Annotated in this window: 14 protein-coding genes; 8 read left to right on the forward strand and 6 right to left on the reverse strand. The window is 43.4% G+C overall.

The features are described from left to right. Positions 1 to 135 precede the first annotated feature (135 nt). Positions 136 to 690 (forward strand): sugar O-acetyltransferase, encoded by a 555-nt coding sequence (locus tag ONE56_RS14390; protein ID WP_041156321.1) that lies wholly within the window; start codon positions 136 to 138, stop codon positions 688 to 690. A 135-nt stretch (positions 691 to 825) separates the two neighbouring features. Here ONE56_RS14390 and ONE56_RS14395 read toward each other — a convergent pair whose 3' ends face one another. Together ONE56_RS14395 and ONE56_RS14400 are read right to left on the reverse strand one after the other, a co-directional pair. Next, positions 826 to 1,008 (reverse strand): hypothetical protein, encoded by a 183-nt coding sequence (locus ONE56_RS14395; RefSeq protein ID WP_041156322.1) that lies wholly within the window; start codon positions 1,006 to 1,008, stop codon positions 826 to 828. Positions 1,009 to 1,239: 231 nt separating this feature from the next. Continuing rightward, positions 1,240 to 2,154 (reverse strand): LysR family transcriptional regulator, encoded by a 915-nt coding sequence (locus ONE56_RS14400; RefSeq protein WP_041156323.1) that lies wholly within the window; start codon positions 2,152 to 2,154, stop codon positions 1,240 to 1,242. Between the two features lie 123 nt (positions 2,155 to 2,277). On the opposite strand from ONE56_RS14400, the gene yjjG reads away from it, so the two are divergent. Both yjjG and ONE56_RS14410 read left to right on the forward strand, forming a co-directional pair. Then, positions 2,278 to 2,952 (forward strand): pyrimidine 5'-nucleotidase, encoded by a 675-nt coding sequence (gene yjjG, locus ONE56_RS14405; RefSeq protein WP_423840896.1) that lies wholly within the window; start codon positions 2,278 to 2,280, stop codon positions 2,950 to 2,952. A gap of 67 nt (positions 2,953 to 3,019) precedes the next feature. Further along, on the forward strand, positions 3,020 to 3,559 hold the full coding sequence (locus tag ONE56_RS14410) for an NUDIX domain-containing protein (protein ID WP_041156325.1): 540 nt from the start codon (positions 3,020 to 3,022) through the stop codon (positions 3,557 to 3,559). Positions 3,560 to 3,663: 104 nt separating this feature from the next. On the opposite strand, the gene ONE56_RS14415 is transcribed toward ONE56_RS14410, so the two are convergent. Next, on the reverse strand, positions 3,664 to 4,098 hold the full coding sequence (locus tag ONE56_RS14415; protein WP_423840897.1) for a hypothetical protein: 435 nt from the start codon (positions 4,096 to 4,098) through the stop codon (positions 3,664 to 3,666). A gap of 263 nt (positions 4,099 to 4,361) precedes the next feature. On the opposite strand from ONE56_RS14415, the gene ONE56_RS14420 reads away from it, so the two are divergent. From ONE56_RS14420 to ONE56_RS14430, 3 genes are read left to right on the forward strand one after another with little or no spacing between them, the layout of a single operon-like run. Then, positions 4,362 to 5,531, forward strand: a complete 1,170-nt coding sequence (locus ONE56_RS14420; protein ID WP_331438306.1) for an efflux RND transporter periplasmic adaptor subunit — start codon at positions 4,362 to 4,364, stop codon at positions 5,529 to 5,531. 1 nt (position 5,532) lies between these two features. Continuing rightward, positions 5,533 to 7,494 carry a MacB family efflux pump subunit gene (locus ONE56_RS14425; RefSeq protein WP_041156327.1) on the forward strand — a complete coding sequence of 654 codons (1,962 nt, stop codon included), beginning with the start codon at positions 5,533 to 5,535 and terminating at the stop codon, positions 7,492 to 7,494. A gap of 1 nt (position 7,495) precedes the next feature. Beyond that, the gene (locus ONE56_RS14430) at positions 7,496 to 8,890 is read left to right on the forward strand and encodes an efflux transporter outer membrane subunit (RefSeq protein WP_423840898.1); all 1,395 of its coding nucleotides are present in this window, start codon (positions 7,496 to 7,498) and stop codon (positions 8,888 to 8,890) included. A gap of 26 nt (positions 8,891 to 8,916) precedes the next feature. On the opposite strand, the gene ONE56_RS14435 is transcribed toward ONE56_RS14430, so the two are convergent. Next, positions 8,917 to 9,804: a LysR family transcriptional regulator gene (locus ONE56_RS14435; RefSeq protein WP_041155830.1), complete on the reverse strand. Its 888-nt coding sequence runs from the start codon at positions 9,802 to 9,804 to the stop codon at positions 8,917 to 8,919. A gap of 107 nt (positions 9,805 to 9,911) precedes the next feature. Here ONE56_RS14435 and ONE56_RS14440 point away from each other — a divergent pair, with 107 nt between their 5' ends. After that, positions 9,912 to 10,778: an MBL fold metallo-hydrolase gene (locus tag ONE56_RS14440; RefSeq protein WP_041155831.1), complete on the forward strand. Its 867-nt coding sequence runs from the start codon at positions 9,912 to 9,914 to the stop codon at positions 10,776 to 10,778. Then, a complete protein-coding gene (locus ONE56_RS14445; RefSeq protein ID WP_423840899.1) occupies positions 10,772 to 11,413 on the forward strand; it encodes a DsbA family protein in 642 nt (213 codons plus the stop codon). Before ONE56_RS14440 ends, ONE56_RS14445 begins: the two co-directional genes overlap by 7 nt. Positions 11,414 to 11,559: 146 nt before the next feature. On the opposite strand, the gene ONE56_RS14450 is transcribed toward ONE56_RS14445, so the two are convergent. Then, positions 11,560 to 11,715 (reverse strand): hypothetical protein, encoded by a 156-nt coding sequence (locus tag ONE56_RS14450; protein WP_423840900.1) that lies wholly within the window; start codon positions 11,713 to 11,715, stop codon positions 11,560 to 11,562. Positions 11,716 to 11,915: 200 nt separating this feature from the next. Then, positions 11,916 to 12,125, reverse strand: a complete 210-nt coding sequence (locus ONE56_RS14455; protein WP_041155833.1) for a cold-shock protein — start codon at positions 12,123 to 12,125, stop codon at positions 11,916 to 11,918. Positions 12,126 to 12,370 lie beyond the last annotated feature (245 nt).

The following is a 12,370-nucleotide window of genomic DNA, read 5'->3' on the forward strand; positions in this document are numbered from 1 at the left end:
ATCTGTTGTAGAAACGCCTAGAACTCTTGCGGCGTAATATTCAGAAAATAGGAAAGAGAAAAGCGTGTGCTTTTCTCTTTTTTTATTCCCTGGTTCACGTACTGTAGACGTCGTTGAGAGATATAGGGGGTTCCTATGACAGAGTTAGAAAAAATGATGTCAGGTCAATTGTTTAATGGTATGGACGAATCGATTGATTCTATACGCATTCATGCCAAGCATGCACTGCGAGCGTTGAACAATAACTTGGATGAGTGTCAACGTGACGAGCTGCAGAAGGCGCTGTTTGGTAAAGCTGGTTTGTGTATTGTTCAAGCTCCATTTCATTGTGAGTTTGGTAAAACCATTGAAATTGGAGATCAGACCTTTATTAATATGAACGTTGTGATGCTTGATGGTGCCAAAATCACCATTGGCAATCATGTGCTTATCGGTCCGAGTGCGCAATTTTATACCGCGTCTCACTCGCTTGATTATCGTCGTCGCCGTGATTGGGAAACCTTTTGCCAACCAATCACAGTGGAAGACGATGTTTGGATTGGAGGGAATGTCGTCATCAACCAAGGCGTGACTATCGGTGCACGCTCGGTGATTGCCGCGAACTCTGTCGTTAATAGTGATGTTCCACCGGACAGCCTGTATGGCGGTACGCCAGCTAAATTGATTCGTCGATTAAATGAGGAAACATAAACGTATATTCTGAACCAGCTAGCTCGGTTGTGCAGATTCTAGCGGGTCTGCTTGTTAGTGGACAGAACGTGAGCGCTAACAATAGAAATCGCGCATTTTGCAACTCACGTTTTGTCGTCATTTTCACTATTCAAATTAAGACTGAATAATAATTTGATCGCCATCAGCCATGACTAGGCTTGCCTTATTTTGTTTAATAAGTTGTGCTGCGCAAGGAGGCGTGACTGCTTGAATATCACCTTTTATTTTTAGTGTTGATGTTTCCCAAGCTTGATCTCGATATTTGCCCGATTGAGTATATTGAATAAGTACTTTCATATCGTTTTCCTTGATGTATGTTGAGTCTTATACTCAAGTGACTTCAAGAGAATTTCTCGCTGAACAAACACCTTAAGGTTACTTGAGTATATTAACATTAACGGGCTTTTTGCTGTTACGCAGTGGTTAAAAGTGAAACATTAGTTTAACCAAATGGTGCTGTTCTTTATGCTTTATAGGCGGTAAATTCTTTGATTTAGATCAACGTTTTATTTCGGGCTTGTGTCGAGGTTACTTATCATAACGGTCCCAGTAAGGCATGTCTGTCCCTAACTTTTCACTGATAAAGTCAATAAACACTCTGACTTTTAACGGCATGTGTTTTCGTTCTGGAAAGACAGCATAAACCGCGTGTTCTGGGAGGTCATAGCCTTCCAATATCGGCTTGAGGTTGCCAGCAGCAATATCGCGAGAAGCGATAAAAGTAGGAAGTTGAGCAACTCCGGAACTTTTCAGCAGCATCTGGCGGATCGCTTCACTGTTATTGACGACAAAGTTTCCCCGCGGTAGTACCTTGTATTCATTACCATTGTGAATGAATAGCCATTCTACTCCGCCGCGGAAATAAGAATAGAGGAGGCAATTATGCATGACCAAATCACTTGGTTTTTGAGGCGTTCCGTGTTGCTCCAGATATTGTGGTGAGGCACATAGCACACTCTTACATGGCGCAAGACGCTTTGCTACCAAGTTTGAAGAATCTAACTTGCCAATTCGAATCCCCAGATCAAAGCCGTCTTTTACTAAGTCGACCATTTTGTCTTCAAGATGCAAGTCCACTTCAATTTTAGGGTATCGAGCAAGAAACTCGCTGATTAAAGGTGCGATGTGCAAAACACCAAACGACATCGGTACGGTAAGCTTAAGTATGCCTTGCGGAGAGCCTTGTAGCTCCGATACGGCATCGATGCCTTGCTGAGCGAGGTTGACAGCCTGGGAAGCATATTCAAAATATCGTTTCCCCGCTTCGGTCAGACTCAACTTGCGTGTAGTGCGGTTAAGCAATCGGATGCCGAGTTCGTCTTCAAGTTGATTGATGCGTTTGCTGATAGCAGATTTGGTAAGATTGAGCTGTTTTGCGGCAAGCGAAAAACTGCCGCACTCAACCACCGCCACAAATATCGGTAGAGAGGCGAGTGTATTCACACAAATTTCCAGTGATTGTTGAATTTAAAGATACAATTAATTTCCTATTATAGAGATTATCTTCAGGAAGAAAACAATCTAAACTGGGCTCTTATTAACATGGTCTGATATAGAGATGAGAAAATGAAGTACGATTGGATTCTATTTGATGCTGACGAAACCTTGTTTCACTTTGACGCCTTCAAAGGTTTGCAGTTGATGTTCTCACGCAAAGGTGTCGACTTTACCGAACAAGACTTTACTCACTACCAACAAGTGAATAAGCCTCTGTGGGTCGATTATCAAGACGGTAACGTGACCGCGGATGAATTAAAACATCGTCGTTTTACTGAATGGGCAGAAAAGCTCAATACCACCACGGCAGAACTTAACAGTGCATTTTTAGACGCCATGGCTGACATATGCCGTTTATTGCCGGGTGCTAAAGAGCTGATGGAATCGCTCCAAGGTAAGGCTAAAATGGGGATCATCACCAATGGTTTTACAGAGCTTCAAGCTATCCGACTTGAACGCACTGGCATGGCGCACTACTTTGATCACGTGGTTATTTCTGAGCAGGTGGGGGTTGCAAAGCCAGATTTGGGCATATTTGAATACGCGATGCAGCAAATGGGGCAACCGTGTAAAACCCGCGTATTGATGGTCGGGGATAATCTGCATTCTGATATTCTTGGAGGAAATAACTTTGGGATTGAAACGTGTTGGCTCAACACTGCGGGCGCAAGTGTGGATGAAAAAATCACTCCGAGTTATACCGTTAAGTCTCTTTGCGAGTTAAAGAATATTTTGGTCGCGTAGCTCATTCGCAGTACAGTAAGCGTAGTGTACGACGATAAAATATAAGTCTAAAAAAGCAGGGAAAACCATGACAGATATAAAGACGTTAGACAGTAAAGTCGTTTATCAGAATAAATGGATGACCGTTCGTGAGGACAAAATTCAACGTCAAAGCGGTGCCGAAGGTATTTATGGTGTGGTAGACAAGCCAGACTTTGTCGCAATTCTGGCTGTCGATAATGGCATGATTCATTTGGTTCAGCAGTATCGTTACACGATAAGCCAACGTTGTTGGGAAATTCCTCAAGGGTCTTGGGAGTCGAATCCTGATGTTGATCCTCTCGAGCTCGCCAAAGGAGAGCTACGTGAGGAAACGGGTATGCTTGCGGGATCAATGGAGTACGTGGGTGCGCAGTTTACTGCTTATGGTTTCTTAAATCAGACTTGCCATGTTTACTTCGCAACTCATCTTACTGAAGTAGGGAATCAGCTAGACAGCGAAGAAGAGGATCTGATTACTCAGGCGTTTACTGTTAAAGAGTTCGAGCAGATGATGCTAGATGGCACCATTAAAGACAGTGTCACTATCGCCGCCTATGGGTTAGCGAAGCTGAAAGGTTTGATTTAAAAAAAGCCCTAATAAACAGTACTATAAAGAGCTTTACTATTCAGGGCGCTGTACCCAAGCAAGTCTTAACTGCTTGGGTACAGAGGCAAAGCAAGTGCTGAAGGTTATTTGTCTACCTTCTTACCTAGGATTTCGACTTTTGCTTTTTTAGTTACGCCTGCGACTTGCAGCGCAGTATTACCAACCGATTCGTAGCCCAATTCTATCTTGTCGATTTTTGCATCGTCTTTGGTTGGTAGGCTCAGACTTCTTGATGACATACCTTTGGTAAGAACCCCTAGGCTATCGAACGTTTTCTCCTTTCCATTACTCATGATTACCTTGATGCTTTTCAAGTTTACGGTGCCTTGGGTGCACTTTATCTTGATATGGCTAAAACGTGTTTTTGCAAAAGGTGATAGAGGGTTCACGGTATCGGTTTCGGATTTAAAGCTGACGGTTTTATCGGCAATGGTATTCCAATCACTATCACTGGCGATCGATTGAAAAGATGCAACAGCGATCAATAGGCAGAGAGTTATGAGTTTTAACAGTTTCATATGTGTCCCTTAGCTTGATGAAGCGTAATGCGATGACTTTATATTTCGCTTTGTTAACATCGTACGATAATAGCTGAACTTTTGGATTTAAGTGCAATTTATTGCGTAATTGTTTGCGTGTTACTGACGCCGATTCTGCAGTCTATTCAAAAGTCACTTACAAGACACTAGTGGTAATTTACTTATCTTTACGACTCCTCACCTTGTGCCTATACGTTCATTAGCAGTATAAAATAGTAACAACTATTTACTTCTCAATTTCTATGAATCATAAGAAAAAATGGCTATTTTTGTGCGGGATTATTCTCGTTGGTGCGGCTGTTGGCTACTTTTTACAACGTCCCGAACCTGTCGCAGGATATGCGACAGAACCCGTGCGAAAGGGTCATATCGAAAAAGCCGTTCTTGCCAATGGGATGCTCCAAGCATCGAAGCTCGTCAATGTGGGCGCTCAGGTGTCTGGTCAAATCCAGAGTTTAGCGGTCAGTCTGGGTGACGAGGTTGAGCAAGGTGATCTTATTGCCCAAATTGACAGTTTGACGCAACAAAACAGTTTGAAAGAAGCCCAGGCGTCACTCAATAGCCTCAATGCACAATACACAGCCAAGCAGGCTCAAATTAAACAAGCTCATTATGAATATATACGTCAGAAAGGCATGTTAGCCGCAAATGCGAGCTCAAGAGCTGAGTATGAAAAAGCGGAAGCATCCTTAACTATCTACAAAGCGGAATTGGCGCAGCTTGAGGCGGAAATTGAAAAAGCCAAAATAAATGTAGACAGCGCTCAAGTTGATCTTGGTTATACAACGATTAACGCCCCAATGGACGGTACCGTGGTTTATACCGCCGTAGAACAAGGTCAAACGGTCAACGCCAACCAGACCACACCAACTATTATTGAACTGGCAAAGCTCGATACAATGACGGTAAAGGCCGAGATCTCTGAAGCGGATGTCATCTTTGTTCATCCGGGTCAAACTGCCGTGTTTACTATTCTTGGTAAGCCAAGTCAAAAATTTGAAGGCACGTTACGTGCGATTGAGCCGGGTCCAACCATCATGGATGGTGACGACAGTGATTTAGCCATTTCTGATAGCGATGCAATTTATTACAACGCTGTGTTTGATGTCGAGAATCCCAACCGGATCTTGCGCATAGGTATGACTGCTCAAGTCTCAATTGTTTTGCAAGAGTCTCAAGATACATTACTTATCCCAGCACAAGTATTGCAAAAAGCGAGTGGCAAAGAGGCTTACACGGTTCCGGTTCTCGAAAATGGGCAAGTGTTACAAAAGCCAGTCAAAGTCGGTATCAACAATAAAGTGATGGTAGAAGTTCTTTCTGGTTTGAAAGAAGGAGAGCAGGTGGTTCTTGGCTCAACGTTGGATGCTAGCTCATCTGGCCGTGGTGGCCGACCTAGGATGAGGTTCTAGCATGAGTCAGGTGCTATTAAAGGTCGAAGACTTAACGCGAAGCTTTGTTTCTGGTGATGAGTCACTCACTGTGCTTAACCACATCAATTTAGAGATTAAACGCGGTGAAATGGTAGCAATCGTGGGAGCTTCCGGTTCAGGCAAATCGACGCTAATGAATGTGCTGGGTTGCTTAGATAAGCCTACCAGCGGGCGTTACTTCATCAATGGACAAAATGTATCGGCACTCGGTTCGGATGAACTGGCGCAACTAAGACGCGAATATTTTGGTTTTATCTTTCAGAGATACCATCTGCTCAGTGATTTGACCGCGGTGGGTAATGTTGAAGTGCCGGCGGTTTATGCTGGCGTGCCTTATCGTCAACGCACTGAGCGCGCAGAGTTTTTACTTTCACGACTCGGTTTGGGAGAGAGACTAACGCATAAACCGAATCAGTTGAGCGGCGGGCAACAGCAGCGGGTCAGTGTGGCTCGTGCTCTAATGAATGGCGGTGAAGTGATTCTGGCGGATGAACCGACTGGTGCCTTAGACAGCCATAGCGGAGAGGAGATGATGGCTCTGCTTAGAGAACTTCACCAATTGGGCCACACGATCATTTTAGTGACGCATGATATGAGCGTGGCAAATTTTGCTGATCGTATTATCGAAATCAAAGACGGGGAAATCATCTCCGACAAACATAATACCCAAACCAATCACCAGCAGCAGGCGCAAACGGCGCAAACAACCAACAAGCAGAGTCATCAAGACGCCAGTAAGTGGTGGAAATTGGATAGTTTTGTTGATGCGCTAAAGATGGCGTTGCTTGCTATGTCCAGCCATAGAATGCGTACCTTTTTAACTATGTTGGGCATTATTATCGGCATCGCTTCTGTCGTATCTGTGGTTGCATTGGGTAACGGTTCTCAGCAGCAGATTTTATCTAATATTGCTTCCATGGGGACAAATACCATCGATATTCGGCCCGGACAGGGATTCGGTGATCGTCGCTCTGGAAGGGTTAGAACGCTAACGGCGGCCGATGCTGAATCATTAAAGAACCTACCATTTGTTGACAGTGTGACGCCTTCATTATCTAACAGTGTCACGGTACGGTATGGCAATCAGGATGCCTCAGCCTCAGCGGAAGGGGTTGGGGAAGACTACTTCCGTGTACGAGGCTATGAAATCTCACAAGGGCAGTTTTGGGACGAAGACAGTGTTGGCTCACTGGCACAAGAAGCGGTGATAGATGACAATACTAGAAAAGAGCTTTTCGCTGATCGTAGCCCAATAGGCGAAGTGATTTTCCTTGGCTCGCTGCCAGTGCGCATAGTTGGCGTCACGCAGAAGAAAAATGATGCATTTGGGAACAGTGAAGCCCTGAAAGTTTGGGTGCCATACACGACCATGTCTGGGCGCATGATGGGACAGAGATACCTGAATGGAATCACAGTGCGGATTGATGAAAATGCCCCAAGCAGTGCGGCGGAACAAAGTATCATCAAGTTACTCAAAATGCGTCATGGTACGCAAGACTTCTTTACTATTAACACGGATACCATCCGCCAAAATATCGAGAAGACTACGGCAACGATGACGTTGCTTATCTCTGCGATTGCAGTGATTTCTCTTATCGTTGGTGGTATCGGTGTTATGAACATTATGCTGGTTTCGGTTACTGAGCGGACCAAAGAAATTGGTGTGCGAATGGCGGTCGGTGCAAGGCAGGCCGATATTCTACGACAGTTTTTGATAGAAGCAGTGCTGGTCTGTTTATTCGGCGGAGTAACGGGCATTGGCTTAGCGTTTCTGGTTGGTTTTATATTTAGTTCGTCCGGCAGCAGCTTCCAAATGATTTACTCGATGAACTCTATTCTTTGGGCGTTTATCTGTTCAACACTGATTGGTATTGCGTTTGGCTTTTTGCCAGCGCGCAACGCAGCAAAACTCGATCCCATAGAAGCATTAGCGAGAGACTAACATGACTAAGACACTGAAATTTAACGCACGCTGTGTTGCGATGACAATAGTTGCGCTTTTCCTGTCTGGCTGTGGTTCTTTGATGCGCACAGAATACCAGGCTCCAGAAGTTCAAGTGCCGACCCACTGGCAACAGGTTCAGGTTACCAGTGACGTTGCCGTTGATCCTTGGTGGTTGGTGTTTAACGATTCAAATTTGAACCGCTACATCAATCAGGTTCTTGCACAAAACAACGATATGGCGCTGGCGACATTGACCTTAAAGAAAGCGCGTTTGCAGTTAGGGTTAGCGCAAGATGATTTGTTCCCAACCTTCAACTCATCGACATCCGGGCAAGTTGCAAAGTCGTTAGACTCAGGCGAATCAACCGATAGTTACAGTACCAATTTGTCTGTCAGTTATGAGCTTGACCTGTGGGGGAAAATATCTGCTGATATTGATCAGGCGAAATGGACGGCAATGGCAAGTCAACAAGATCGTGAAGCCACTGCTCAAAGTTTGGTGGCTACAACGGCATCGCTCTATTGGCAAATTGGGTACCTGAAGCAGCGTTTGCAGTTAGGTCGACATAACATTGACGATGCGCAGCAAACGCTGAATCTTATTCAGAAACAATATGAGTTGGGGGCGGTTGATCAGCTTGATGTGTTGGAAGCGAAAAGTGCACTGGCGAGCCTTAAAGCCCAGCAAAGCGCGTTTGAGCAAAGCTTGGTAGAAGCCAATAATGCGTTTGCTATCTTGTTCAATCAGCCACCACAGACAATGAGTGACAACATTCGAATGTTACCTGAGGAGCATATTCCATCGTTAAATGTCGGTGTACCAGCCGATTTGTTAATTCGTCGCCCGGATATCAAAGCCGCGATTTATAAAGTGAAATCGGCGTTGGCAAACAAAGATGCTGCTGATCTTGATTATTTACCCGAGTTAACTCTCACGGGAGCTCTAGGAGGGTCTTCGGAAGCTCTGAAAGACTTGCTATCAAACCCGATTGGCAGTTTGGGGGCGGATATTACCCTGCCATTTCTCCGATGGAGTGAGATGGAGAACAACAAAGCGATTTCGGATATTGATTATCAAACTGCGATCGTTAATTACAGAAAAGTGTTATACACCGCATTTCAGGATGTTGAAAATGCTTTGTCGGAACGTGAAAAGTTGATCTATCAGTCAAATCGCTTACAAGAGCAATACGATGCAGCCAGCGCAGCCGAGAAGATTTATGCGGCGAGATACCAGTACGGTTCAACGTCGATTATGGATTACTTGAACGCGCAAGAAAGCACAAGAAACGCACAAGCTTCACTGCTTGAAAATCGATACAACCAATTTATTACCCAGGTAACCCTATATCAATCGCTAGGCGGCACAGACATCGCGCCGAACGATACCTAAACACTGGGATAAAAATAGGCAAAATATTACCAACGAGTTTCGGCAAAATATTCTGATAGATAATCAATCAGTGTACGGACAGTGGGTGACATGTACTTTCTGGAAGAATAGAGAGCATAAATGGTTAGCTCTTCTGGTTTCCAACTTGGCAAAACCTGCTGAAGCTGACCACTTTTGATGTATTGATTTGCGAGATAAGTTGGCTGAATAGCTATACCTGCGCCACACAATGCAGCGTGCAGTAAGGTTGTCGCTTCATTTGCAGTCAGATTGCACTTAACTTCTATTGATTGTTGCGAACCCTCTTTTGTCAAATGCCAGATATGTTGCTGGAAATTTTTATATCCAAGACAAGTATGACGCATTAAATCGAGTGGCCTTGAAATGGTACTGCTAGTGGCCAAATACCCCGGTGAAGCCACTATAACTGACTCACATACTGAGATAGGTTTACCTATTAGGGACGGATCAGGTGCTGAGGCAATTCGGATAGCAAGATCTATCTGCCTTTCAGTCAAGTCGGCGACTGAGTCTTGCAAGTCGATATCGATATTTACATCGGGGTGCTCCGACATAAAGGCTTGAATAGCTGGCACCAATTGAGCATAACCAAATGACATGCTGGTTGCCAACCGAACTGTTCCCGACAATTTACCACTGATGTCTGCCAGCCCGCTTAGGCTTTCTGCTTGCCCAAGCCATTGTTTAACTTCTTCCAGACATGTTTCGCCCGCTGTTGTCAAAGAAACTTTTCGTGTAGTTCTATGTAACAAGCGGGTATTCAGCCAAGATTCCATAGTCTCAATGTATCTCGTTACCATGGGACGAGACATATTCAGTCTGTCTGCTGTAGAGGTAAAACTGCCAGTCGTTGCGACATCAACAAATACAGTTGCAGCTGTTAGCCTATCCATATATTTGATCGTTTTAAGAAATAATAATGTTCAGTTTGGTGTATTTAAATGAACATGTCAATTCCTTATTATCCTTTCCGTCCCCAAACACATTGAATGAGAACGGTATGAAAAAATTAACTTTAATGGCTGCATCTATCTTACTGGCTGCAAACGTAACTGCAGCAGAAAACACACCACTCACTTTTGATATTTATAACGCTGACGAGAACAGCTTCCACATGACCTCAACATTAGTCATCGGTGAGAGTGAGGTTATGGTGGTCGATACAGGCTTCACCAAAGCAGATGCTCTACGTATTGCCGCAAAAGTTCTTGATAGTGGCAAAGAACTCAAGACTATTTTTATTAGTCAGGCTGACCCTGATTATTACTTTGGTGCAGAAGAACTACATGCACTATTCCCGAATGCACAAGTGCTGAGTACGCCAGCAGTTGTAGAGACAATTAAGAGTAAGCTAAAAGGTAAATTAGCTTATTGGACGCCAATAATGGGCACTAATGCGCCCGTTGAACCCTACGTTCCACAAGCTATTGAAAACAACACTTTGACAGTCGACGGACACAAAATCGAAATTCGTGGCACTCAAGGCGAGCAAGCTCATCGTCCTTATTTGTGGATCCCATCTAGCAAAGCTATTCTGGGTAATGTTGCTGTATACGGCAATCTGCACCTATGGATGGCGGACGCACAGTCTGACGAGAGTCAGAAAGCATGGGCTGTACAGTTAAAAGAAATGCAAAGTCTGCACCCAGAGTTGGTCATTCCAGGGCACATGAAAGCGGGAACTAAGCTTGATGCCAGCACGATCAGTTATTCGCTAAATTATCTGGCAGACTTTAAGAAAGTGAAAAAGAATAGTAAGAATAGCATTGAAGTGATAGACAAAATGACCGAACGCTATCCTGATGCAGGGCTGCCGATGGCTCTACAGATTGGTGCGAAAGTACATATGGGAGAAATGAAATGGTAAAAGTACACTACTTTTTCGATCCGATGTGCGGTTGGTGCTATGGGGCGACTTCTCTGTTAGCCGCAATGGCAGCTAACTCTGAAGTTCACTTGGAGTTTCACCCTGGCGGCATGATTGACAACAAGGCTATCGATCCCTCTTTTCGTAAGCATATCCTCGAGCATGACGAACGCATTGCTAAATTGACGGGAGCGACATTTGGAGATGGTTATGTTCAGCGAGTGCAAAGTAACGAAGAAGTGGTTTTGGACTCCTTTATCACAGCACGAGCCATTCTTACGGCAGAACAATTGGGCCTCTCGCCGTTAGAAATGTTGAAAGCCATTCAGCATGCTCATTATGTTGAGGGTAAGCAGGTCAATCATCCTGAAGTGCTCAAGGAACTAGCAGTTAACTTAGGACTAGAAGGTACACAGTGGCATAAAGCGATGAATGCAAATGTAGGTATTGAGCAGGAAGAAATAAATAAAAGCCAACTGCTGATGCAGAAGCTACAGGTTTATGGGTATCCAACGTTGATCCTTGAAGTTAACAATAAGTTGATAAAACTTCCTCACACTGAGTTTTACGGCAAGCCTGATGAGTGGCGACAGCTTGTTGATAGCTATATCCGAAGCAGCTCAATGAATCCCTAGGCAAAAAATTTTGCTGTGCCATAGAACGCAAAAGAGTTGCCATCTGGCAACTCTTTACTAACTGTATATTCAATTTGATCAAATTTTTTTAGTGTTTGATTCGCACTTTTTTAGCTTAAACCAGATCTTCTTTCTACTGTTATTTCTCAAAGTAATTCCTCCAAAACAACACCTGTTTCACCATTGGCAATCCTTTGAAGAAAGCTATTCATTTTTATTCTGTTATTGATTATAGTTTTTTTATTTCGAACAGAATCATTTCTATTAATTCTATTCTGATTTTTAAATGTTTGATTAGGCATATCATGCTCCTTATTAAATTTAAATTAAGGTGCGCTGAACATAAGTATTATTTTAGGATAGCGAATTAAGGGAGATTACAGAGAGAAACTTGCTAGGGATGACGCTGGAAAACTTTCTTATATTTTATCTTGAAACAACTCTTTGTTAGAGCAACTACCTTGCCACAAAATGACAAGGTAGTTTAAATTCAACTTTAAGGCTAAATGGTCGTTACATTTTCAGCTTGAAGACCTTTTGGTCCTTTGCCTACAATAAAAGAAACCTTATCACCTTCAACAAGTTTCTTAAAACCATCGCCTAAAATGCTTCGGAAATGAACAAATAGATCATCACCATTTTCTTGAGAAATAAAACCGAAACCTTTTGTTTCGTTAAACCACTTTACTGTACCAATTACTTGATTAGACATATTATGCCCCTTATGAAATTAAAATTAAGGTGCACTGAACATAGGTATCATTTTAGGATAGCGAATTAAGGGAGATTACAGAGAGAAACTTGCTAGGAATGACGCTGGAAGACTTTCTTTATACTTTATCTTGAAACAACTCTTTGTCAGAGCAAGAGCCACTATACAGACTTATTTAATTAAAGATAGCTTTATTTTCAATTTAGTTCATCCATTCAAGTTTAAAGTTTTTGTAACAATTTAGC

It is taken from the genome of Vibrio mytili (assembly GCF_049563345.1).
Classification (GTDB): domain Bacteria; phylum Pseudomonadota; class Gammaproteobacteria; order Enterobacterales; family Vibrionaceae; genus Vibrio; species Vibrio mytili.

Excerpts from the sequence above, each read along its gene's own strand:
- ONE56_RS14390 (WP_041156321.1), top strand. The coding sequence starts at position 136 with ATGACAGAGTTAGAAAAAATGATGTCAGGTCAATTGTTTAATGGTATG.
- ONE56_RS14395 (WP_041156322.1), bottom strand. The coding sequence starts at position 1,008 with ATGAAAGTACTTATTCAATATACTCAATCGGGCAAATATCGAGATCAA.
- yjjG (WP_423840896.1), top strand. The coding sequence starts at position 2,278 with ATGAAGTACGATTGGATTCTATTTGATGCTGACGAAACCTTGTTTCAC.
- ONE56_RS14410 (WP_041156325.1), top strand. The coding sequence starts at position 3,020 with ATGACAGATATAAAGACGTTAGACAGTAAAGTCGTTTATCAGAATAAA.
- ONE56_RS14415 (WP_423840897.1), bottom strand. The coding sequence starts at position 4,098 with ATGAAACTGTTAAAACTCATAACTCTCTGCCTATTGATCGCTGTTGCA.
- ONE56_RS14420 (WP_331438306.1), top strand. The coding sequence starts at position 4,362 with ATGAATCATAAGAAAAAATGGCTATTTTTGTGCGGGATTATTCTCGTT.
- ONE56_RS14425 (WP_041156327.1), top strand. The coding sequence starts at position 5,533 with ATGAGTCAGGTGCTATTAAAGGTCGAAGACTTAACGCGAAGCTTTGTT.
- ONE56_RS14430 (WP_423840898.1), top strand. The coding sequence starts at position 7,496 with ATGACTAAGACACTGAAATTTAACGCACGCTGTGTTGCGATGACAATA.
- ONE56_RS14435 (WP_041155830.1), bottom strand. The coding sequence starts at position 9,804 with ATGGATAGGCTAACAGCTGCAACTGTATTTGTTGATGTCGCAACGACT.
- ONE56_RS14440 (WP_041155831.1), top strand. The coding sequence starts at position 9,912 with ATGAAAAAATTAACTTTAATGGCTGCATCTATCTTACTGGCTGCAAAC.
- ONE56_RS14445 (WP_423840899.1), top strand. The coding sequence starts at position 10,772 with ATGGTAAAAGTACACTACTTTTTCGATCCGATGTGCGGTTGGTGCTAT.
- ONE56_RS14450 (WP_423840900.1), bottom strand. The coding sequence starts at position 11,715 with ATGCCTAATCAAACATTTAAAAATCAGAATAGAATTAATAGAAATGAT.
- ONE56_RS14455 (WP_041155833.1), bottom strand. The coding sequence starts at position 12,125 with ATGTCTAATCAAGTAATTGGTACAGTAAAGTGGTTTAACGAAACAAAA.